The sequence below is a fragment of the Streptomyces sp. NPDC002785 genome (assembly GCF_040295565.1).
Classification (GTDB): domain Bacteria; phylum Actinomycetota; class Actinomycetes; order Streptomycetales; family Streptomycetaceae; genus Streptomyces.
Genome location: NZ_JBEOVN010000068.1, coordinates 13,970 through 33,032 on the forward strand (window position 1 = coordinate 13,970; position 19,063 = coordinate 33,032).

21 protein-coding genes, 1 tRNA gene and 2 pseudogenes are annotated in these 19,063 nt (G+C 68.7%); 13 read left to right on the top strand and 11 right to left on the bottom strand.

Annotation, left to right across the window (positions count from 1 at the left end; all coding sequences use genetic code 11):
• Window positions 1-110 precede the first annotated feature (110 nt).
• Complete coding sequence (locus ABTZ94_RS18120) at window positions 111-1,574, top strand: NCS2 family permease (protein ID WP_351202050.1); 1,464 nt, start codon at window positions 111-113, stop codon at window positions 1,572-1,574.
• Here ABTZ94_RS18120 and ABTZ94_RS18125 read toward each other — a convergent pair.
• Window positions 1,567-1,782, bottom strand: a complete 216-nt coding sequence (locus ABTZ94_RS18125) for a ribbon-helix-helix protein, CopG family (protein WP_327273743.1) — start codon at window positions 1,780-1,782, stop codon at window positions 1,567-1,569. The genes ABTZ94_RS18120 and ABTZ94_RS18125 overlap by 8 nt on opposite strands.
• Before the next feature lie 145 nt (window positions 1,783-1,927).
• On the opposite strand from ABTZ94_RS18125, the gene ABTZ94_RS18130 reads away from it, so the two are divergent.
• Both ABTZ94_RS18130 and ABTZ94_RS18135 read left to right on the top strand, forming a co-directional pair.
• Entirely contained in the window at window positions 1,928-2,368 is a 441-nt protein-coding gene (locus ABTZ94_RS18130) for a MarR family winged helix-turn-helix transcriptional regulator (RefSeq protein WP_266982958.1), read from the top strand.
• A 95-nt stretch (window positions 2,369-2,463) separates the two neighbouring features.
• Window positions 2,464-3,798 carry an MFS transporter gene (locus ABTZ94_RS18135; RefSeq protein WP_351202051.1) on the top strand — a complete coding sequence of 445 codons (1,335 nt, stop codon included), beginning with the start codon at window positions 2,464-2,466 and terminating at the stop codon, window positions 3,796-3,798.
• Between the two features lie 78 nt (window positions 3,799-3,876).
• On the opposite strand, the gene ABTZ94_RS18140 is transcribed toward ABTZ94_RS18135, so the two are convergent.
• Window positions 3,877-4,461 (bottom strand): Uma2 family endonuclease, encoded by a 585-nt coding sequence (locus ABTZ94_RS18140; protein ID WP_351202052.1) that lies wholly within the window; start codon window positions 4,459-4,461, stop codon window positions 3,877-3,879.
• Between the two features lie 100 nt (window positions 4,462-4,561).
• Between ABTZ94_RS18140 and thpR the strand changes: the two genes are divergently transcribed.
• The gene (gene thpR / locus ABTZ94_RS18145; protein ID WP_351202053.1) at window positions 4,562-5,134 is read left to right on the top strand and encodes an RNA 2',3'-cyclic phosphodiesterase; all 573 of its coding nucleotides are present in this window, start codon (window positions 4,562-4,564) and stop codon (window positions 5,132-5,134) included.
• 165 nt (window positions 5,135-5,299) lie between these two features.
• On the opposite strand, the gene ABTZ94_RS18150 is transcribed toward thpR, so the two are convergent.
• On the bottom strand, window positions 5,300-6,076 hold the full coding sequence (locus ABTZ94_RS18150) for an alpha/beta fold hydrolase (protein WP_351202054.1): 777 nt from the start codon (window positions 6,074-6,076) through the stop codon (window positions 5,300-5,302).
• 87 nt (window positions 6,077-6,163) lie between these two features.
• On the opposite strand from ABTZ94_RS18150, the gene ABTZ94_RS18155 reads away from it, so the two are divergent.
• The gene (locus tag ABTZ94_RS18155) at window positions 6,164-6,694 is read left to right on the top strand and encodes a PadR family transcriptional regulator (protein ID WP_351202055.1); all 531 of its coding nucleotides are present in this window, start codon (window positions 6,164-6,166) and stop codon (window positions 6,692-6,694) included.
• Between the two features lie 97 nt (window positions 6,695-6,791).
• On the opposite strand, the gene ABTZ94_RS18160 is transcribed toward ABTZ94_RS18155, so the two are convergent.
• Both ABTZ94_RS18160 and pip read right to left on the bottom strand, forming a co-directional pair.
• Complete coding sequence (locus ABTZ94_RS18160; protein WP_351202056.1) at window positions 6,792-7,787, bottom strand: aldo/keto reductase; 996 nt, start codon at window positions 7,785-7,787, stop codon at window positions 6,792-6,794.
• A 146-nt stretch (window positions 7,788-7,933) separates the two neighbouring features.
• Complete coding sequence (gene pip / locus ABTZ94_RS18165; protein WP_351202057.1) at window positions 7,934-8,941, bottom strand: prolyl aminopeptidase; 1,008 nt, start codon at window positions 8,939-8,941, stop codon at window positions 7,934-7,936.
• Window positions 8,942-9,956: 1,015 nt separating this feature from the next.
• On the opposite strand from pip, the gene ABTZ94_RS18170 reads away from it, so the two are divergent.
• From ABTZ94_RS18170 to ABTZ94_RS18185, 4 genes are all read left to right on the top strand, one after another.
• Entirely contained in the window at window positions 9,957-10,475 is a 519-nt protein-coding gene (locus ABTZ94_RS18170) for a cupin domain-containing protein (protein WP_351202058.1), read from the top strand.
• A gap of 128 nt (window positions 10,476-10,603) precedes the next feature.
• Window positions 10,604-11,068: a MarR family winged helix-turn-helix transcriptional regulator gene (locus ABTZ94_RS18175; RefSeq protein WP_351202059.1), complete on the top strand. Its 465-nt coding sequence runs from the start codon at window positions 10,604-10,606 to the stop codon at window positions 11,066-11,068.
• Window positions 11,065-11,943 (top strand): ABC transporter ATP-binding protein, encoded by an 879-nt coding sequence (locus tag ABTZ94_RS18180; RefSeq protein WP_351202060.1) that lies wholly within the window; start codon window positions 11,065-11,067, stop codon window positions 11,941-11,943. The genes ABTZ94_RS18175 and ABTZ94_RS18180 overlap by 4 nt, the downstream gene beginning before the upstream one ends.
• Window positions 11,903-12,766 carry an ABC transporter permease gene (locus ABTZ94_RS18185; RefSeq protein ID WP_351202061.1) on the top strand — a complete coding sequence of 288 codons (864 nt, stop codon included), beginning with the start codon at window positions 11,903-11,905 and terminating at the stop codon, window positions 12,764-12,766. The genes ABTZ94_RS18180 and ABTZ94_RS18185 overlap by 41 nt, the downstream gene beginning before the upstream one ends.
• Before the next feature lie 196 nt (window positions 12,767-12,962).
• Here the strand turns inward: ABTZ94_RS18185 and ABTZ94_RS18190 are convergent, their stop codons facing one another.
• From ABTZ94_RS18190 to ABTZ94_RS18215, 6 genes and pseudogenes are all read right to left on the bottom strand, one after another.
• The gene (locus ABTZ94_RS18190; protein ID WP_351202062.1) at window positions 12,963-13,652 is read right to left on the bottom strand and encodes a DUF4232 domain-containing protein; all 690 of its coding nucleotides are present in this window, start codon (window positions 13,650-13,652) and stop codon (window positions 12,963-12,965) included.
• 211 nt (window positions 13,653-13,863) lie between these two features.
• Window positions 13,864-13,935: transfer RNA gene (locus tag ABTZ94_RS18195), tRNA-Pro, on the bottom strand.
• A gap of 89 nt (window positions 13,936-14,024) precedes the next feature.
• A complete protein-coding gene (locus ABTZ94_RS18200; RefSeq protein WP_351202063.1) occupies window positions 14,025-14,870 on the bottom strand; it encodes an alpha/beta fold hydrolase in 846 nt (281 codons plus the stop codon).
• A gap of 397 nt (window positions 14,871-15,267) precedes the next feature.
• Entirely contained in the window at window positions 15,268-15,456 is a 189-nt protein-coding gene (locus tag ABTZ94_RS18205) for a hypothetical protein (protein ID WP_351202064.1), read from the bottom strand.
• Window positions 15,457-15,464: 8 nt separating this feature from the next.
• Window positions 15,465-16,067: pseudogene (locus tag ABTZ94_RS18210) on the bottom strand (ATP-binding protein); the annotation flags it as partial.
• A gap of 65 nt (window positions 16,068-16,132) precedes the next feature.
• Window positions 16,133-16,417, bottom strand: a complete 285-nt coding sequence (locus tag ABTZ94_RS18215) for a DUF397 domain-containing protein (RefSeq protein WP_351202066.1) — start codon at window positions 16,415-16,417, stop codon at window positions 16,133-16,135.
• Window positions 16,418-16,527: 110 nt separating this feature from the next.
• Here ABTZ94_RS18215 and ABTZ94_RS18220 point away from each other — a divergent pair, with 110 nt between their 5' ends.
• The 4 genes and pseudogenes from ABTZ94_RS18220 (at window position 16,528) to ABTZ94_RS18235 (ending at window position 18,857) form a co-directional block, all read left to right on the top strand.
• Window positions 16,528-17,154 (top strand): LysE family translocator, encoded by a 627-nt coding sequence (locus tag ABTZ94_RS18220; protein WP_093899307.1) that lies wholly within the window; start codon window positions 16,528-16,530, stop codon window positions 17,152-17,154.
• 54 nt (window positions 17,155-17,208) lie between these two features.
• Window positions 17,209-17,852, top strand: a pseudogene (locus ABTZ94_RS18225) (transposase); the annotation flags it as partial.
• Window positions 17,853-17,902: 50 nt separating this feature from the next.
• Window positions 17,903-18,208 (top strand): nuclear transport factor 2 family protein, encoded by a 306-nt coding sequence (locus ABTZ94_RS18230; protein ID WP_351202067.1) that lies wholly within the window; start codon window positions 17,903-17,905, stop codon window positions 18,206-18,208.
• Window positions 18,209-18,275: 67 nt separating this feature from the next.
• Window positions 18,276-18,857: a GNAT family N-acetyltransferase gene (locus ABTZ94_RS18235; protein WP_351202068.1), complete on the top strand. Its 582-nt coding sequence runs from the start codon at window positions 18,276-18,278 to the stop codon at window positions 18,855-18,857.
• Window positions 18,858-19,063: the final 206 nt, after the last annotated feature.

The window sequence follows — 19,063 nt, forward strand, 5'->3', positions numbered from 1 at the left end:
CTTCGTCTTATGTATTCATACTGAATCTGCTTACGACTGTCTCGAATTATTCGTGTGAACGTCCAAAGCTGACCGCTTTTAACCCCCTCTACGTACGACTGAGGTCATACATGTCCCCCTCGGCCACCGCTTCGGTCGACTCCGAGCAGTCTCCGGCTCCTCAGCCGCACAACGGCCTGGATCGTTTCTTCAAGATCTCCGAGCGGGGGTCGTCGGTTGCACGCGAGATTCGTGGCGGATTCGCCACGTTCTTCGCAATGGCGTACATCATCGTGCTGAACCCGATCATTCTCGGTAGCGGAAAGGACATGTACGGTCACCACCTCGACGGTGGCCAGCTGGTCACCGCCACCGTGCTGACCGCCGCGTTCACCACCCTGCTCATGGGTGTCATCGGCAATGTGCCGATCGCGCTGGCCGCCGGTCTCGGCGTCAACACCGTTGTCGCGCTCCAGCTCGCCCCCAGGATGACCTGGCCGGACGCGATGGGCATGGTCGTCCTCGCGGGCATCGTGGTGATGCTGCTGGTCGCGACCGGGCTGCGGGAACGCGTGATGAGCGCCGTACCGAAGTCGCTGCGCAAGGGCATCGCGATCGGTATCGGCCTCTTCATCCTGCTGATCGGCCTGGTCGACTCGGGCTTCGTCTCGCGCTACGTGGACAAGGCGGAGACCACCGTCCCGCTCAAGCTCGGCGGCGTCCTCGACGGCGGGCACCTGCTCGGCTGGCCCGTCCTGATCTTCATCCTCGGTACCCTGCTCACCCTCGCGCTGATCGTCCGCAAGGTGCCGGGCGCGATCCTGATCTCCATCGTCTCGATGACGGTCGTCGCGCTGATCATCAACGCGATCGTCGATCTGCCGGGTGAGGCGTGGGGGCTGACCGTCCCGCAGTGGCCGGGCAACCCGGTGGCCACCCCGGACTTCGGACTGGTCGGTCAGGTCAGCCTGTTCGGCGGCTTCCACAAGGTCGGCATCCTCACCGGCATCCTGTTCGTGTTCACCGTGCTGCTGTCCTGCTTCTTCGACGCGATGGGCACCATCCTCGGTGTCGGCGACGAGGCGAAGCTGACGGACAAGGACGGCAACTTCCCCGGCATCAACAAGGTGCTGTTCGTCGACGGCATCGCGGTCGCCGCAGGCGGTGCGAGCTCCTCCTCCGCCTCGACCTGCTTCGTGGAGTCCACGGCGGGCGTCGGCGAGGGCGCCCGCACCGGTCTGGCGAGCGTCGTGACGGGTCTGCTGTTCACGGTGGCGCTGTTCCTCACCCCGCTGGCGACCATGGTCCCGTCGCAGGCCGCCACCCCGGCGCTGCTGGCGGTCGGCTTCCTGATCATCTCGGGTTCGGTGCGGGACATCGACTGGAGCGACTACACGCTCTCCATCCCGGCCTTCCTGGCCATGGTGATGATGCCGTTCACGTACTCGATCACCAACGGCATCGGCATGGGCTTCATCGCCTTCTCCGTGCTGCGGGTCGCGGCCGGGCGCTGGCGCGAGGTGCCGGTGGCCATGTACGTGGTGTCGGCGGTCTTCGTCTTCTACTACGCGATGCCGGCCCTCGGCCTCACGTGACCTCTTCCGCCCTGATCCCTGCGGTCCCTTCCGAACCGTAGAACCTCTCCGTCTCGTCGACCGCTGCCTTGAAGCGTTCGTCGAAGTCATCGCGAATGAGCGTCCGGACGACATAGTCCTGGACGCTCATTCCGCGTTTGGCGGCATGCTGCCTGAGCCGGTCGAGCAGCTCACCGTCTATCCGCAGGCTGAGCACAGTCGATCCCATGGCAAGCAGGGTTACGGCCCACGAGGTCGTTTCGCGTCACTTTCCGGATCCGACTCACTCGTTCGGGTGATCGATTGGGCGATGCGGCTCTCGCGCGTGTAACACGAATGGTCTTTAGAGTAGGTAATGAGTTACGCTAATGAACATGCCTGACCTGATCCACGACGGCGACAGTGCGGCCGCCGTGAGCTCCCTTCGTTCCGCCGTGATGCTGCTCGGCCGACGCCTGAAGCACCAGCGCGTCGACGAGTCGCTGAGCCCCACCGAGATGTCGGTGCTCGGCACGCTCGCCCGCTGCGGTTCGGCCACGCCCGGTGAGCTGGCCCGCAAGGAGCATGTGCAGCCTCCGTCGATGACTCGCATCGTCGCGCTGCTGGAAGCAAAGGGACTGGTCAGACTGGAACCGCACCCCGATGACCGTCGCCAGAAGATGGTCAGCCAGACCGAACAGGCGGAAGCCATGCTCGAAGAGAGCCGCTCCAAGCGGAACGCCTGGCTGGCCACCCTCGCCGAGGGTCTGGACGAGGAAGAGTGGGAGACGCTGCGCAAGGCGGCGCCCGTGCTGGAGAAGCTCGCCCACCTGTAGCGGGGCCGGCCGCGCCGGACCACAGCCGGCGCACCGCCCGCACCGCCGCATCCCGTCAGTCAGCGAAATGTATACGCCCGAGGAGGCGAACCCTTTTGAGTACGGGATCCGGAGCAGACTCCGCCCCCGCACCGACTTCCACCCACGAGAGCAAGCGCGGCGGGACCTTCTCGTCGCTGAAGATCCGTAACTACCGCCTGTTCGCCACGGGCGCCGTGATCTCCAACACCGGTACCTGGATGTCCCGCATCACGCAGGACTGGCTCGTCCTGAGCCTCACCGGGTCCGCCGCCGCCGTCGGTATCACCACGGCCCTCCAGTTCCTTCCGATGCTTCTCTTCGGCCTGTACGGCGGCGTCATCGCCGACCGTCTCCCGAAGCGCAAGCTCCTGCTCTTCAGCCAGGCGGCTCTCGGCCTGTGCGGGATCGCCCTCGCGGTGCTCACGCTCTCCGGTGTCGTCCAGGTGTGGCACGTCTACCTCATCGCGTTCCTGCTCGGCATGGTGACGGTCGTCGACAACCCGGCCCGCCAGTCGTTCGTCTCCGAGATGGTCGGCCCAGCCCAGCTGCGGAACGCGGTCAGTCTCAACTCGGCGAACTTCCAGTCCGCCCGGCTCATCGGCCCCGCCATCGCGGGTGTCCTGATCACCACGGTCGGCAGTGGCTGGGCCTTCATGTTCAACGGCCTGTCCTTCGTAGCCCCGCTCGTCGGCCTGATGCTGATGCGTACGAGCGAGCTGCACAAGGCCACCGTCGTGCCGCGCGCCAAGGGGCAGCTGCGGGAGGGCCTGCGCTATGTCTCCGGCCGCCCCGAGCTGATCTGGCCGATCGTTTTGGTCGGCTTCGTCGGCACGTTCGGGTTCAACTTCCCGATCTGGCTCACGGCCTTCGCGGACGAGATCTTCCACGGCGGCGCCGGGATGTACTCGTTCTTCAACATCCTCATGGCGGCCGGCTCCCTCGCCGGCGCCCTGCTCGCCGCCCGCCGCCGCTCCTCGCGGCTGCGGATGCTGGTGGCCGCGGGCACGGCGTTCGGTCTGCTGGAGATCATCGCGTCCCTGTCGCCGTCCGTCTGGCTCTTCGCGATCCTGCTGGTCCCTATCGGCATGATCGGCCTGACAACCAACATCAGCGCGAACACGAGCGTCCAGATGGCTGCCGACCCGGCGATGCGCGGCCGGGTCATGAGCCTGTACATGATGGTCTTCGCCGGCGGTACGCCGGTGGGCGCCCCGATCGTCGGCTGGATCAGCGACGCCTACGGGGTCCGTACGGGCATGGCGGTCGGCGGTGCGTTCTCACTGGTGGCCGCACTGGGCGTCGGCTTCATGCTGGCCCGCGTGGGCGGCCTCCGCCTCAAGGTCGACCTCCGCCCGGGCCGCCCGCACGTGCGGTTCGTCCCGCGTGAGGAGCTGGCCACGGCGGCCTGAGGGGCGCCTGCACGGCACACGAAACGGCCCCGACCGGGGGATCCGGTCGGGGCCGTATCACGTGTGCGAGGGGGCGTGTCAGTCGCGGGGGAACTTGTCGGTCCGGAGGGTGAGGCCGACGACGGTGTCGGTCAGGTCGATCGGGGTGCCGAAGTCGAGGCTCAGCACACTGCGGTATTCGTCGTCCTTCGGGAGCGTGTGGAGGTGCCACGTGCCGGTGTACGGGTCGGCGATGACGTACACCGGCACGCCGGCGGTGGCATACGTGGCCTTCTTCGGACCGTAGTCGTTGGCGGCGGTGTCCTTGGAGATCACCTCCGCGACGAACTCGATGTCCTGGTAGCGATACCGCCCCTTGGCGTCATGCGTAGCGCCCTCGGCCAGGGCCACGACGTCCGGGGCGAGGCCGTTGAGGCGGCCCGGAAAGTCGAAGCGGACGTCGGATGTCAGTTGCTCCTCCCCGTACCTGGAGAGCAGTTGCCTGATGATCGCCAGGATGATCCGCCAGTGAATGTCCCGCTGTGGCGACATGTAGATGATCCCCTCGACGATCTCGACCTTGAATCCCTCGGGGGTGGGCTCAAGCCACTCGAACATCATGTCCAAGGTGCGCTCGTCGCTGTTGTCGGCCATCTCGATCCTGTCGGTGTCTACGACGGTCATCGTGCCGCTCCTCCCCGCTGCCGCGCGGGCGCGGGCAGCCGCGTAGAACAACGATACGTACGGGGGCCTGGACACGCCGTCACGGTGCGACACTCGGCCCATGAGCAGCCTCAGACTCTTCGTCGCCGTTCTGCCGCCCGACGCCGCCATCCAGGAACTGCGCCGTGCCGTCGCCCCGCTGCACGCGCTCCCCGGTGCCGGGAAGCTGCGCTGGACCGGTACGCCCAGCTGGCACTTCACCCTCGCGTTTCTCGGGGCCGTGGACGAGGAAGTGCTGCCCGAGCTGGATGCGCGTCTCGCGCGGGCGGCCGGCCGTACCGAGCCCTTCCCCCTGCGCATCCACGGGGCCGGCCGGTTCGACGGGCGGGCGCTGTGGGCGGGGGCCGCCGGAACGATCGACACGTTGCGGCTTCTCGCCGAACGCGCCGGTGCCGCCGCCCGCCGCGCCGGCCTCCCGCTGGAGGAGCACCGCCGCTACAGCGCCCACCTCACCCTCGCCCGCAGCCGCACCGACGCCGACCTGCGCCCCTACGTCGAGGCGCTCGCGGACTTCGACGGCACCGCGTGGGAGGTCGGCGAGCTCGCCCTCGTACGCAGCAACCTGCCGGTCGCCGGGGTGCCGGGCGAGCAGCCGCGTTACGAGGTGATCGCATCCTGGCCGCTGGGCCACTGAGAGCGCCGGTTACGCTCGAAGGGTGGATCCGAAGACCAGAAACCGCATCATGGCCGCCGTGCTCGTGCTGATGTTCGTCGTCGTCGCTGTGGCAGCCGCCGTCGGACAGTGACGCGTACGGCCGGCGTCAGCGGCCGTGCCGCAGTAGGCGGCGTGCGGGCTGTCTCAGGTGTTGACGGCCGACGCCGTCTCCTTGGCGAACGCCTCCGGGTTGTCCAGCATGATGTTGTGCCCGCACTCCGGGACCGCCACGACCCGCACCCCGTTCTCGATCAGCGCGTCCTCGCCGGGCAGCGGTCCGTTGTCCAGGGGGCGCAGATACGTGCGCGGAATCTTCAGGTCCAGCAGTAGCGCGCGCATCGTCGGCGTCGTCCCGCGGGCGAGATGCACCGCGGTGCGGTGCAGCGCCTCGGGACCCGCGAGGCGCATGGTCGCCCACCAGTGGGGACCCACCCGGTCGCGCACTTCCTCCAGGCCGCCGGCCAGGAACTCCTCCTCCGTGTACGCGGCGATGCCGCTGCTGCCCGGCCGCGCCGGGCCGGGAACGACCGGGTCCAGATTGGCGTCGACCAGCACCAGCCGGGCCACCAGCTGCGGATGACGTGCCGCGAGCACGATGGCCACCGCGCCGCCCATGCTGTGCGCGACCACGTCCGAGTCGTACGCGTCGGCCGCCTTCAGCGCCGCCGCCACCGCGTCGGCGTGCTCTTCCAGGGTGTAGCCGAAGTCCGTGGGGCGGTCGCTGATTCCGAAGCCGAGCAGGTCCATGAGCAGCGACCGGCTGTCGGCCAGCAGGGGGTGCACGGCGCTCGCGGTGAAGTACGGGCCGGACGAGGCCCCGAGCCCGTGCAGATAGACCCGGGTACGGGACGTGCCGGGGCGACCGGGGAGCTCCACCCACCGGATGCACGCACCGCCGGCCGTCACCTGAGCGTTCTGCATGTTTCCTCCTCCTTGCCGCGCAACCGATTGTCTCGGCGAGACTATACATCGGCATCGATGTATAACGTCATGGGAGAGGATGCTTGCATGCTGGAACTGGCCATCCTGGGATTTCTGTACGAACAGCCGCTGCACGGCTATGAGCTGAAGCGTCGGGTCGCCCACCTCACCGGACACGTCCGCCCCATCGCGGACGGCACGCTGTACCCGGCGATCAAGCGCCTGGAGCGAGCCGGATGGCTGGAGCGCCGGACCGAGCCGGGCAGCAGGGCTGCCCCCCGCCACACGCTGACCCTGACCGAGCAGGGGCGTGAGGAGCTGCGGCGCCGGCTGCGGGAGGCCGACGAGACGGACATCAGCGACGAGAACCGCTGGTTCACCGTCCTCGCCTTCCTGCGCCATCTGGCGTCCCCGGCCGATCAGGCGCAGGTGCTGCGGCGTCGGCTCGCGTTCCTGGAGGAACCGAGCAGCTTCTTCTACGAGGGCGAGCAGCCGCTCGGCGCCGAGGCGTTCGAGGACCCGTTCCGGCGGGGTCTGCTGAGGATCGCCCGCGCGACGAGCCAGGCGGAGCTGAGCTGGCTCGGGGAAACGCTCAAGGAACTCGACGCCTCGCTCTGACGCGGACACACAACGGGCCGCCGCTGCCCTCGCCCCCGAACGGGGACGGGACAGCGGCGGCCCATACGTATCGGACGGACGGTCCGTCAGACCCTCCTCACCAGGCGAACGCCTCCGGCGACGGCCCGGGACCCGGGAAGATCTCGTCCAGCGACGCCAGCACCTCCGCGGAGAGGTCCAGCTCCAGCGCCCGCAGCGCCGAGTCCAGCTGCTCCTGGTTGCGCGGTCCCACGATCGGCCCCGTCACCCCCGGCTGTGCGAGCAGCCATGCCAGGCCGACTTCGCCCGGCTCCAGGCCGTGCTTGTCGAGCAGGTCCTCGTACGCCTGGACCTTCTCGCGCTGCGCCGAGTTCTTCAGCGCGTCCGCGCTGCGGCCGGAAGCCGAACGCCCTGCCGCGCCCTCGCGCTCCTTCTTCAGCACACCGCCCAGCAGACCGCCGTGCAGCGGGGACCACGGGATGACGCCGAGGCCGTACTCCTGCGCGGCCGGGATGACCTCCATCTCGGCGCGGCGCTCCATCAGGTTGTAGATGCACTGCTCGCTGACCAGGCCCAATGAGCCGCGTCGGGCGGCCAGTTCATTGGCCTGGGCGATCTTGTATCCGGCGAAGTTCGATGAACCCGCGTAGAGGATCTTGCCCTGCTGGATCAGGACGTCGATCGCCTGCCAGATCTCCTCGAAGGGAGTGTTCCGGTCGACGTGGTGGAACTGGTAGAGGTCGATGTAGTCCGTCTGGAGCCGCTTCAGCGACGCCTCGACCGAACGCCGGATGTTCACGGCGGAGATCTTGTCGTGGTTGGGCCAGGCCTCGCCGTCAGCGGCCATGTTCCCGTACATCTTGGTGGCCAGGACCACCTTGTCGCGGCGTTCACCGCCCTTGGCGAACCAGGTGCCGATGATCTCCTCGGTGCGGCCCTTGTTCTCGCCCCAGCCGTAAACATTCGCGGTGTCGAAGAAGTTCAGGCCCGTGTCCAGCGCCGCGTCCATGATGGCGTGGCTGTCCACCTCATTGGTCTGCGGGCCGAAGTTCATGGTGCCGAGGACGAGGCGGCTGACCTTGAGTCCGGTGCGTCCGAGCTGCGTGTACTTCATGACACCAAGCCAACGCCTTCGAGTCCGCTCGAGGCAAGGGTGCCCCCGAACGCACCCCGCCCCCGACGAGTACCGGAGGCAGGGTGTCATCCGAATGTCCTACGCGGCCGAATGCCTCAGGCGGTCAATTCAGGTACACGATGCCGTCAGTGGTGACCGTCGGCCGGCCCGTCGTGGCCACGACGGGCAAACCGGTCCAGCGCCGCCAGCACCGCCCGGCTCGTCGCTGGACCGCCCAGGTGCCCCGCACCGTCGATCACGGTCAGTTCCGCGTCCGGCCACGCCTTCGCCAGCTCCCACGCGGTGATCAGCGGCCCGCCCAGGTCGAACCGTCCGTGCACCAGCACGCCCGGAATACCCGTCAGCCGCCCCGCGTCCCGGATCAGCTGCCCCTCCTCCAGCCAGGCGCCGTGGGAGAAGTAGTGCGAGCAGATCCGCACCAGCGCCTGCCGCGCCCGGCCGGGGCGCCCGCTGTACGGCGGCGGTCCGGTGTACGCCTCCTGGGAGAGCACCGCGTCCTCCCAGGTGCACCAGTCGGCCGTCGCCTTCTCACGCACCCCGGCGTCGGGGCTCTCCATCCGCCGGGCGTACGCGGCGAGGACGTCCGGCGTCGCGTCCCCCTCGGCCTCCGGCACCCCGGCCCGGAACAGGTCCCAGGCCTCGGGGAAGATCCGGCCCGCGCCCCGGTACAGCCAGTCGATCTCGGAACGCCGGGTCGTCGTGACGGCCGGGATCACGATCTCCGAGACCCGCTCCGGGTGCTGTTCGGCGTACGCGAGGATCAGCGTCGAGCCCCAGGAGCCGCCGTACAGCAGCCACTTCTCGATCCCGAGACGGACGCGCAGCCGCTCCATGTCGGCGATCAGCCGGTCGGTCGTGTTGTACCGCATGTCGGCGGCCGGGTCGCTCGCGTGCGGGGTGGAGCGGCCGCAGCCCCGCTGGTCGAAGAGGACGACGCGGTAGCGGTCCGGGTCGAAGTACTGCCGGGGTCGCTCGGTGCACCCCGACCCCGGGCCGCCATGCACGACGAGTGCGGGTTTGCCGTGCGGGTTGCCGCACACCTCCCAGTGGACGAGGTTGCCTTCGCCGACATCGAGCATGCCGTGCTCGTACGGTTCGACCGGCGGGTACTTCTCGTCGGGCTTGCGGTCCATGGTGCGGTGGCTCCCTCGGCTCGGCGGGCGAAGAGGTCAGCGTAGGGCGGGCGTAGCGTCTCTAGAAGTCTGTGTGTGCCTGTGGTTTCCGGGCTTTTCGGGCGCGGCGTGGCCGTGTGCGGTCGCCTTCGTGGGGTCCGATCCTCGGGGTGAGGGGGTGGACTGCGGTGGCGTGCAGGTGGTGGAAGCCGGTCCGCTCGGCGGCGCGGGTGCGTCGTCGACAGGTTCTGCGCGAGAGCCGCCTGCGTCCGGAGGGTGGAAGGTCTTCTTCCGGCTGGGCGTGGGCGGGTACTCCATGACCTGGCACAGGCCCTGTGGGGGCTGGTGTCGTGGTGTCATGCCCCGCCGGACGCTGAACCATCCCGGTGGGGGTGGTGGCGGGGGCCGTACGCGCTTCGGGCATATGGCGGGAAGTCTTCGGGCTCGGGCCTGGGCCCGGGGTTGCGGCAGGGCGCGGAACGCGTCGATTGGACGGCAGGTCCTCACCCCGCTCATCCACCCCGGAAGCCAGCACGTCCAGCGAGTCCTCGTCCCACCGGAAAGCCACCCAGAAACCCCACCCGTTCCCACAACAGGGGCTGCCCGACCCGCTCACCACTGCCCTCGAGAACACCACGGAAGGCGGTACACGAGGCCGTCGCCATCAACCTGCCCACCCGCACCACCCCCCTTCCCCGCACGATCCTGGTCAGTCCCCAGGAGCGGCCGCCCCCGGTACTCCGATCGACCTAACGACTGACCATCACACAAGGACACGGACTCGCCTTGCCCCGTCGATCCGCCCGAGCCCCCGCGCAGCCCGAGGGCACCGCAACGCGCGGGAATCCGCGATCGTCGACATCCCACGTCACCGAGAATGAGGAGCACGCCCACTCACAAAGTAGAGAAAACCATTACCGGACAGGTGAAAACGGGTGGCAGAGTCCAAGAAACCGTCCCGATGACGCGAAGTAGCATCAACCAGCCTGCGTAAGCCAGACCTCCAAAGTTGAGCTGAGCTGAGGACCTGTTTGCTGTGAATTCCGCACCCCGGCTACTGGCCGTACTCGACGACCTGCTGACCGCTGCCGACCACGACGCCCGCGGTGCGCTGTGGCAACTGGCCGAGCGTGGGCGTGAGTTGGATGCCAATCTGGTGCGCCTCCCGCCGGGAGCCGAGATCGGTGAACATCAGGAGAACGTCCTGGACGTCCTCCTCGTCGTCATCGCGGGTAGCGGCCGGGTCGTCACCGGGGGCGGCGAGCTGGACCTGACGCCGACCACCGTCGCCTGGCTGCCCCGCACCTCCCGCCGCGCCCTTGCCGCAGGGCCGGAGGGGCTGGCGTACGTGACGGTCCACCGCCGCCGCCCCGGCCTGTCCATCAAGTCCCCGGTCGCGGCCCGGGCCACGCCTCTGGTCGCGCCTTCGGCCGCGTACGAGGGCGGCGAGGCGCCCTGCATGCTGGACCGGGTCTGCCCCGCGTGCGGCCGGCTCTCACAGGATCCGGAGCCGGTGTTCTGCAGCCGGTGCGGGGAGCGGTTCGCCGAGCGTTGACCACTGACCACTGACCACTGACCACTGACCGCGGCGGCCTGTTCGCGCAGCGGCATGGCAGCTGCGTGCGGACCAGGAGATTCCGTGCGGACAAGGTGTCGGGACATTAGCTCGCATACGGAGCTAAAATGGGCAGCGTGGCGGCGGGTGATCTGCCTGATGAGCTCGCCGGACTTCTGCCCCGCATCCAGAGGCTTGCCCGGCGACGGCTGTGGAGCGGCCTGCCGGAGCCCCGGCTGCGCGGAGCGCACGCCGAGCTGCTGCGCCTGGTGGTCGACGAGCCCGGCATCCGCGTCTCCACGGCCGCGCACAGCCTCTGTCTCGCGCCCAACTCGGTCAGCACCCTGGTGAACCACCTCGTCGCCGAGGGACTGCTGCGCCGGGAGCAGGACCCCGGAGACGGGCGGGCCGCGCTGCTGTGTCCGACCCCCGCAGGAACCGGGAAGCTGAGCGACTGGCACGCCCGTCGCGAGGCGCTCTTCCGCGAACACCTGGCCGGGCTCGACGCCGCCGACCGGGCGGCACTCGCCGCCGCGCTCCCGGCCCTGCACAGACTCGCCGCCTCGCTGCGCGAAGGGGATGAGATCGCGTGACCACGGAAACCGCCCCCGCCCTCAACTGCACCGGTCTGAGCTACAGCTTCGGCGACGCGAAGGCCGTCGACGACCTGGACCTGCTGGTCGGCCAGGGGGAGGTGTTCGGCCTCCTGGGGCCCAACGGCGCGGGCAAGACCACCACGATGCGCGCGATCACCACACTCCTGCCCATACCGCCCGGCGTCATCGAGGTGTTCGGCCACGACGCGGCCCGGCACAGGATGGCGGTACGGCGCCTGCTCGGCTACGTACCGCAGCAGCTGTCGGCCGACGCGAACCTCACCGGCCGGGAGAACGTCCAGCTCTTCGCCCGCGTCTTCGACGTACCCCGCCGCGAACGGGCCGCGCGGGTCTCCCAGGCGCTGGACGCGGTCGGCCTCGGCGATGTCGCGCACCGGCTTGCCGCCACGTACTCCGGCGGCATGGTCCGCCGCCTCGAACTCGCGCAGGCCCTGGTCAGCGCCCCCCGGCTGATGATCCTGGACGAGCCGACCATCGGCCTGGACCCGATCGCGCGGGACAGCGTCTGGGACCGCATCAACGAGATACGGGCCGGCACCGGCATGACCGTGCTGGTCACCACCCACTCCATGGGCGAGGCCGATCGGCACTGCGACCGGCTCGCGCTGATGCACCTCGGCAGACTCCGCGCGTCCGGCACTCCCGCCCAGCTCAAGGGCGAACTCGTCGCCCACCGGCGGAAAACGGGTGAGACGGGCCTTTTGCCGCCGTCCCTGGAGGACGTCTTCCGGTACCACTCCGGAAGCGGACTGAACGACCCCGGCTCAGGTTCCGAATCCGGTTCCGACGAAGGGAAAGGAGCGTTCCGAGATGTCCGCCGTACCCGTCGCACCGCATCCCGCCTCGGCTGATTCCGGCCCGCCCGACCAGCGGTTCGCCCTGTTGCTGACCCCGCCGCCGCCCCGTACCGGCTGGCGCGTCGTACCGGCGAGAGTGGCCGCGATGTGCGTCGTCGAGATGCAGAAGCTGCGCCACGACCGCACCGAGATCTACACCCGCGCCGTCCAGCCCGCGCTCTGGCTGCTGATCTTCGGCGTGACGTTCTCGCGTATCCACGCCATCCCCACCGGGGGCGTCCCCTATCTCGACTTCCTCGCGCCCGGCATCATCGCCCAGTCCGCCATGTTCATCGCGATCTTCTACGGCATCATGATCATCTGGGAGCGGGACTCGGGCGTCCTCACGAAACTCATGGTCACGCCCACGCCCCGGACCGCCCTGGTGACCGGCAAGGCCTTTGCCGCGGGGGTGAAGGCCGTGATCCAGGCGGCGGTCGTCATCGTGATCGCCGCGCTGATCGGTGTCGGCATGACCTGGAACCCGTTGCGGCTGCTCGGAGTGGTCGTGGTGGTCGTGCTCGCCTCGGCGTTCTTCTCCTGCCTGTCGATGTCGATAGCGGGGATCGTCCTCACCCGCGACCGGCTGATGGGCATCGGCCAGGCCATCACGATGCCGCTCTTCTTCGCCTCCAACGCGCTCTACCCCGTCGCCCTGATGCCCGGCTGGCTCCAGGCCGTCAGCAGGGTGAACCCGCTGAGTTACGAGGTCGACGCCCTGCGCGGGCTGCTCATCGGCACCCAGGCCCACCTCGGCCTCGACCTCGCGGTCCTCGCCTTCGCGGCGCTGGTCGGCATCGTCGCCGCCGGTTCGCTGCTGGGCCGCCTGGCCCGCTGAGCCCGAGCGGTGCGGGGCCGCGCGCTTCACACGGTGGTATCTCCTGTCGCCAGGACAGGAGATACCACGCGGGCATTTTCACGGCAGGAATTCGTAGAACGGGCCGTCAGGCGCGAAGTTGCGAGAACACAACGTCACGTCCTGCGCCATGTCCTCCTCGCGCCAGAGCCCGAGATCCCGTCGGCTGCGGGTCCGTTCAGTTGAAGGGAACGGCGTCCGTCGGGGAGGTGTGCCAGTTGGTGACGATCGGGTCCGCGACAGTAATGGTGCCGACCCGCAGGGAAACCGGGTTGGGGTCGTCGTCACCGACGCCGACGATGATGCTGTCCAGTTCCTTGCCACCGTTTCCGCCGGTGCTCTTCGGGTTCACCCCGGCGTAGGCGGTGGTACTCCCACTCAGCGTGATCTGCTTGCCGACGGCCTGCTCCGCGGGACCCGCCTGGGTGCCGTCGGAACCGAACGCCACGGTCGGAAGCGCGGCCGGCAGGACACAGGTGATCCCCGACTTGGCCTTCGCGCTGATCAGGATGTATCCGCCGGCCTGGGTCTCGGACCTGGTGCTCCAGGAGATGTCGTTGGCGCCGCAGCTCTGCCCGACCGGCTCCCGCTTGCCGTTGCCGTTGCCGGTGTCGGCGCCGGAGCCGGTCCCGTCCTCGGTTCCCTTGCCCTTGCCCGTCGCGTCGGAGCCCTTGTCGGTGCCCTGACCGCTGCCCGCGGTCGACGAGCCGGACGGGGTGGCCGCGTTGCCGCCCGGAGTGGCGGACGAAGAACCCCGCGCGGCGCCGGTGTCCGTGGCCGTGTCCGAGTCCTGGCACGCCGTCATCAGCATGGCGCCGCCCACAAGGACTGCGGAGACGAGGAAGGCCTTGCGACGGTTGCCGGACATGAAATCCCCTTGGTAATCAGTGGTTGAGGCCGAAGCGGTTTCGACTTCTCGGTGCTCGCTCGATCACTATGAGGGGCCTGCGAGCCGAAGGGATCCCGGCGTCTTCGTTCCAGGACAACGCTGTCGCAGACCGGTGACATGATCACGACGTGGTAAACCCAGGCCTGCCACTGACCACAGTGGTCAGTGGCAGGCCTGGGTTCCGTCGTCGGAGCCCCTGTCGGGTTCGAACCGACGACCTACCGCTTCCCACCCGATCGCTCCGGCCAACAGAGCCAGGACTGAGGCCGTGGGCCGGACGGGACCGCCGCCCACGGACAAGACGCGCCTGACCGTACGACCCGGCCGGCCCGACGCCACGACGGTAACGATCTACGCGGCGAGTTCACCCAGGACGCGGGCCGCCGGTGCCGGGTCGATCAGCCACTTCAGGTGGCTGCCCTCAAGGGTGCGCACGTCGTACGGATTGTCCGGCGTCAGCGCGTTGCCCTCGCGGATCAACCGGTCCTGTATCGCGAGCGGCAGACCCGCGTCGTCGGCCAGACGCACGAAGGTCTTCGGGATGCGGCCCCAGGTTGCGGCCTGCGCCCGGTCGGCGGAGGTGCCGACGTCCAGGTTCTCGTCGGGCTGGAAGGTGTTCAGGAAGGTCAGGAACTCCTCGTCGGTGCCGTCGGCGAGGAAGGCCGCCTTGAACGCCGCGAGAGCGTCCGGATCCGCGGTGCGGAAGTTGACGCGCAGCAGGCCGAGTTCGACCGGGTTCCCGACCATCGCCATCGCCAGGGAAGCGGCGTCGACCGTGGCCATTTCCGGCTCGGCGTAGTAGTCGTTGACGTCGAGATCGACCGGGCACCAGGCCGAGACATAGACGATGCGGTCGATCAGGTCCGGCCGTGCGTTGGCCGCCGCGGTGGCCGTGATGCCGCCGCGGCTGTGCGAGACGAGGATCACCGGCCCATTCTCCTTGGCCCGCTCCAGGATCCCGATCAGATGCGCGACGTTGTCGGCGAGCGTGACGCCCTTGATCGAGCCGGGCGCGGTGGCGAGCCCTTCGAGATCCTGCGGCATCTGATAGGCGCACGAGTAGGTTGCCCCAAATCCGTGGCCGGGCAGGTCGACGGCGACCGAACGGTGTCCGAGGAGGCCGAGTTCGGCCTGGAGCGGCGCGAAGGAGAAGGAGCTCGCGAAGGCTCCGTGAACCAGTACCAAGGTCGGTTGCATTTGTTCTTACTCGCTTTCTTGCCCCCGGGCGTCGGCACGCGCAGCGCCATTCCCGATACCGCAGGCCACTTCGCGGCCGAGGAGCGGGTCGTCGTCCTGCGCGCCCCATCGCCGCAGGGACGTCTTCGGGCGTGGCAGGCGCCACGCGGTCAAGCGCGGAGTCTCAAGGGCAGCGCGCGGACGGGTGCCCCGTATCCGCTGGTCCACACTACTCAGCGAGAGATCATCCGCACTACGGCAACTACCTTAAAAGCCCCTCCGCTTGCGCCTCGCCCCCGCACGCCTCACCGGGCCCGCCCGGCAGCTCCCCGACGGCATCGAGACCACCCGGGTCCACGACGAGCCCGTCCAACCCCGCCATGGGCACGGTGATCAGCACCGCTGCGCCGAAGGGCTGTCACTGCGTGCGCGGCCGGTCGAACCAGATCGTCAGCAGCGTCGGTACGAGCCCCACCCAGAACACCACCTGCGGAACACCCCGGCCCGTCCACGGCACCGCCGCGATGGTCACCGCACACAACGTCCCCAGCACCGCCTGCACCAGCACCAGCCGCGCCCAGAACATCCGCCGCAACAGCGACCGCACACTCAACTGCACCCCCGCGCGCAGCTTCCGGTAGCGCCACCACGCGCCGAGCGCCCAGACCCGAGTTCCGGGTTGCGCATGGGAGCCAGGAACGCTGCTTCGAGGCGGTCCTTGATCTCCTGCATGCCGCCGACGTCGGCGAGCGTCACGGAACCGGGGTTGTCGACCTCCCAGGCGGTGGCGTCGCCCGGATCACCGCTGCCGTCGGCGGCGAGGGGCGCCTCGGGGGCGGAGGCCGAGGCAGGGGTCACGAAGCGTGGCGGGACGGTGTCCCCGACCTCGTTCTCGGCGGCGGCCCAGTCGAACCCGGTGGAGGGGCTGGGGGCGGCGGGTTCTTCGGGCTGCTCGGCCTGGTGGGGCATCTCGGCCTTCTCGGCCTTCTCCGCCTCGTCGCCGGCCGGGGCGGGCAGCCCCATGGCCCGCATCATGAGCGCCCGAGCACCCGCGTCCCCGGGCGCGTGCTGCAACGCGACGGCGGCCTCGGCGACGGCGGCTTCGCCCAGACCCTCACCGAGCAACAGCTCGGCGAGGTGCAGGCGCAGCGGTACGTCGGCGGGCGCGGCGGCGACAGCGGTCCGCATGCTCTGGATGAGGGGCGACTCGTTGGACATGCCGACACCCTACGGAGCGGGGCCGACAGCGGGTGACGGGGCCTCCGAGGGCCGCCCGGACCTGCTTACTGCGCGGCGTACGGGAGGAAGTCGGCCCAGGCGGCGGGGGAGAGGGGGAGAGCCGGGACGGTCAGGTCCTTGGAGTCACGGGCGTGGACGGTGTGGGGGCAGGCAGCGACCTCTACGCAGTTGCCGCTCTGTTCGTCGCTGTAGCTGGACTTGGTCCAGGCGAGGGCGACTTCACCGGTGGCCGTCGGGGGCGCAGATGATGGGGTGCTACGGACAGAACGCGGCGTTCGTCGGGGTGCCCGCGCTGAACGGGCTGACCTGGCCGCTCGACTGGCGCTCACGTGAATGATCTCCGAGTCGATGTGGGGCATGGTTGGTCCCGATCCGCCCTGCTCCGAGCAGGGCGGGGGAATCGGTGACTTGGAGCACGCTCGTTGCATAGGCTTGTTGCGTGCAGTGGCATCAGGTACTCGGCTTCGTGGTCGCAGTCACACCCCTCACATTGATTCCCGGCACGAGCTTCACGCTGGTCACGCAACAGGTGATCGCGGGATCGCGGTTTGACGGTGTGCGTGCCGCGTTTGGCTCAGCGTGCGGGCTCTTGGTGCACGCAACGTTTGCCGCGATTGGCTTGTCGGCCCTCGTCATGTCGTCGGCTCAGGCGTTGGCGGTGGTGAAGCTCGTGGGCGGCATCTATCTCATCTGGTTGGGCGTGACCACGTGGCGGTCGACGCGCCGAGGCGTCGAACCAACGACACGGAGGCGATGGCGCTTGCCATGGGCTCGGCTCGGAGGCTTTGGCCAGGGGCTGTGTTCCAACGTCCTCAACCCGAAGGCCGCGTCGGTCTATCTCACCCTGGTACCGCAGTTCCTCACGTCGAGCCGCCCCATCGCGCCACAGATCGCGACGCTTGCGATTGTCCATGTGGCCATGGTGCTGGTGTGGCTGCTGATCTGGACGTCTGTGGTCGCCGCTGCGCACGCGGCGATCGACACGCCTCGATTCCGACGTGGGACGAGTCGTCTGGCGGGAGCAGTGCTGGTCGCCCTGGGGGTTCGAACGGCAACGGCGAACTGAGCCCGCACCCCCTAGCTGCCCCATAGCTACTGGTTACGGTGAAATGATCTCGGCGTGGCTGGTGTAATCACGGCGTCGGAGCCCTCCTGGACAGCCCCGTTCACCGGGCTGAGCCCGCGCAGTTTCGGCAAGCTGGTGACCGTGCTGCGGCGTGAGGGTGCGGACGCGGTTCGCAAGGGCCGCCCGTGGAGCCTTCCGCTGGAGGACCGGGCGCTGCTGGCCACGGCGTACTGGCGCACAAACTTGACCATGCGGCAGATCGCACCGCTCTTCGGAGTCTCAAAGTCCGCAGCCGAGCGGATCACCGACCACCTCGGGCCATGGACGGCACCCTGGTGCCCACCCGCGACCACACCATCGCCGCGCAGTCGAAGAACTACCGGTACTCCACCAACCACCAGGTCGTCATCGACGCCGACACCCACCTCGTCGTGGCGGTCGGCCGGCCCCTGCCCGGCAACCGCAACGACTGCAAGGCATGGGAGGAGTCCGGCGCGAAGGCCGCCGTCGACATGACCATGACCATCGCCGACGGCGGCTATCCGGGCACCGGGCTCGTGATGCCCCACCGGCGCCGCAAGGGCGAGGAGTTGCCCAGCTGGAAGCAGGCCCACAACAAGTCCCACAAGCGGGTCCGCGCCCGCGTCGAGCACGTCTTCGCCCGTATGAAGACCTGGAAGATCCTCCGCGACTGCCGATGGACGCGCACACGGACCCCACCCACCACGTTGTGCAGCGGTACTTCCATATGTGGAACACGGGTGACACCTCGATCGCTCCGGAAGTACTGAGTCCGGACTGGGCTGATCATGCGCACCCAGAGGTGACCGGGCCCGCCGACGTTCAACGCGCTGTCACACATATCCATGCAGAACGGCCAGGACTCCGCTTCCACATCGAGACGATCCTTGGTACCGACGATTTGCTGTCCGTCATCGGCGGCGTCGGCCACGAAAGTCGCCCCGGCACCATAGACAGCCATCTCATTTGGCTGATCCGGCTTTTCGACGGTCGGATGGCCGAGATGTGGACCTACCGCCGGAGCACCCCCTGAAATTGCTGAACCACAAGTCTTGACGATTGCTCGCGGGCCCAGAGGCGGGCTTGCCATGATGTTGACCATGCCTTCTCTGGTCACTCCTGTCATGTGCCCTGGCAGCCTCAATGCCTCTCCCCAGCCGACGCTGTCGATCGACGACGATTTGCTGCTGCGGCCGTGGGTGCCTTCGGACGCAGCCGCCGTCGCGCGAGTGTTCCAGGACCGGGCGATCCAGCTCTGGCACCTGCGCAAGGCGGGCTCCGAAGACGAAGCCCAAGGGTGGATCCAACAGTGGCGACGTGGCTGGGAGAGCGAGTCCGCCTGCCATTGGGCCGTGGCCGATGCCAGCGGCGACAGGGTCCTCGGACGGGTCTCCCTCCAGTCCATCATCCTGGTCGGAGGCCAAACCGAGATCTCCTACTGGACCGCTCCTGAGTCCCGAGGCAAGGGCGTCTGCTCCCGCGCAGTGGCCCGGGCGTCACGCTGGGCACTGGAAGAGGCCGGCTTCAACCGACTCGAACTCAGCCACTCAACGGCAAACATCGCATCCTGCCGCATCGCCGAAAAGACAGGCTTTGCCCTGGAAGGCGTACGGCGTCAAGCACTGCTCCACGCCGACGGCTGGCACGACATGCATCTGCACGCCCGAGTCCACGAAGCCTGACCAGGCGTTCGGCCCCAGCAGCAGACCACGGGCCCGGATCGCGCTCCATTCGACATTCATCCTCGCCCGTCGCCCCTGTTCCCTATCGGCTGGGCGTACCGGGGGTTAGCCCCAATGCCGTTCGGTTAGCCATCTGACGGGCTTGGCAACGTGCTGATCTCGATGTGGACGGTGGTCCTGTGGGTGCGGTGGTCGATGTCGCGGCC

Bases quoted from the DNA above. Each gene is read 5' to 3' on its own strand.
- ABTZ94_RS18120 (WP_351202050.1), top strand. From the start codon at position 111: ATGTCCCCCTCGGCCACCGCTTCGGTCGACTCCGAGCAGTCTCCGGCT.
- ABTZ94_RS18125 (WP_327273743.1), bottom strand. From the start codon at position 1,782: ATGGGATCGACTGTGCTCAGCCTGCGGATAGACGGTGAGCTGCTCGAC.
- ABTZ94_RS18130 (WP_266982958.1), top strand. From the start codon at position 1,928: ATGCCTGACCTGATCCACGACGGCGACAGTGCGGCCGCCGTGAGCTCC.
- ABTZ94_RS18140 (WP_351202052.1), bottom strand. From the start codon at position 4,461: ATGACCGTCGTAGACACCGACAGGATCGAGATGGCCGACAACAGCGAC.
- thpR (WP_351202053.1), top strand. From the start codon at position 4,562: ATGAGCAGCCTCAGACTCTTCGTCGCCGTTCTGCCGCCCGACGCCGCC.
- ABTZ94_RS18150 (WP_351202054.1), bottom strand. From the start codon at position 6,076: ATGCAGAACGCTCAGGTGACGGCCGGCGGTGCGTGCATCCGGTGGGTG.
- ABTZ94_RS18155 (WP_351202055.1), top strand. From the start codon at position 6,164: ATGCTGGAACTGGCCATCCTGGGATTTCTGTACGAACAGCCGCTGCAC.
- ABTZ94_RS18160 (WP_351202056.1), bottom strand. From the start codon at position 7,787: ATGAAGTACACGCAGCTCGGACGCACCGGACTCAAGGTCAGCCGCCTC.
- pip (WP_351202057.1), bottom strand. From the start codon at position 8,941: ATGGACCGCAAGCCCGACGAGAAGTACCCGCCGGTCGAACCGTACGAG.
- ABTZ94_RS18175 (WP_351202059.1), top strand. From the start codon at position 10,604: ATGGGCAGCGTGGCGGCGGGTGATCTGCCTGATGAGCTCGCCGGACTT.
- ABTZ94_RS18185 (WP_351202061.1), top strand. From the start codon at position 11,903: ATGTCCGCCGTACCCGTCGCACCGCATCCCGCCTCGGCTGATTCCGGC.
- ABTZ94_RS18190 (WP_351202062.1), bottom strand. From the start codon at position 13,652: ATGTCCGGCAACCGTCGCAAGGCCTTCCTCGTCTCCGCAGTCCTTGTG.
- ABTZ94_RS18200 (WP_351202063.1), bottom strand. From the start codon at position 14,870: ATGCAACCGACCTTGGTACTGGTTCACGGAGCCTTCGCGAGCTCCTTC.
- ABTZ94_RS18230 (WP_351202067.1), top strand. From the start codon at position 17,903: ATGTGGAACACGGGTGACACCTCGATCGCTCCGGAAGTACTGAGTCCG.
- ABTZ94_RS18235 (WP_351202068.1), top strand. From the start codon at position 18,276: ATGCCTTCTCTGGTCACTCCTGTCATGTGCCCTGGCAGCCTCAATGCC.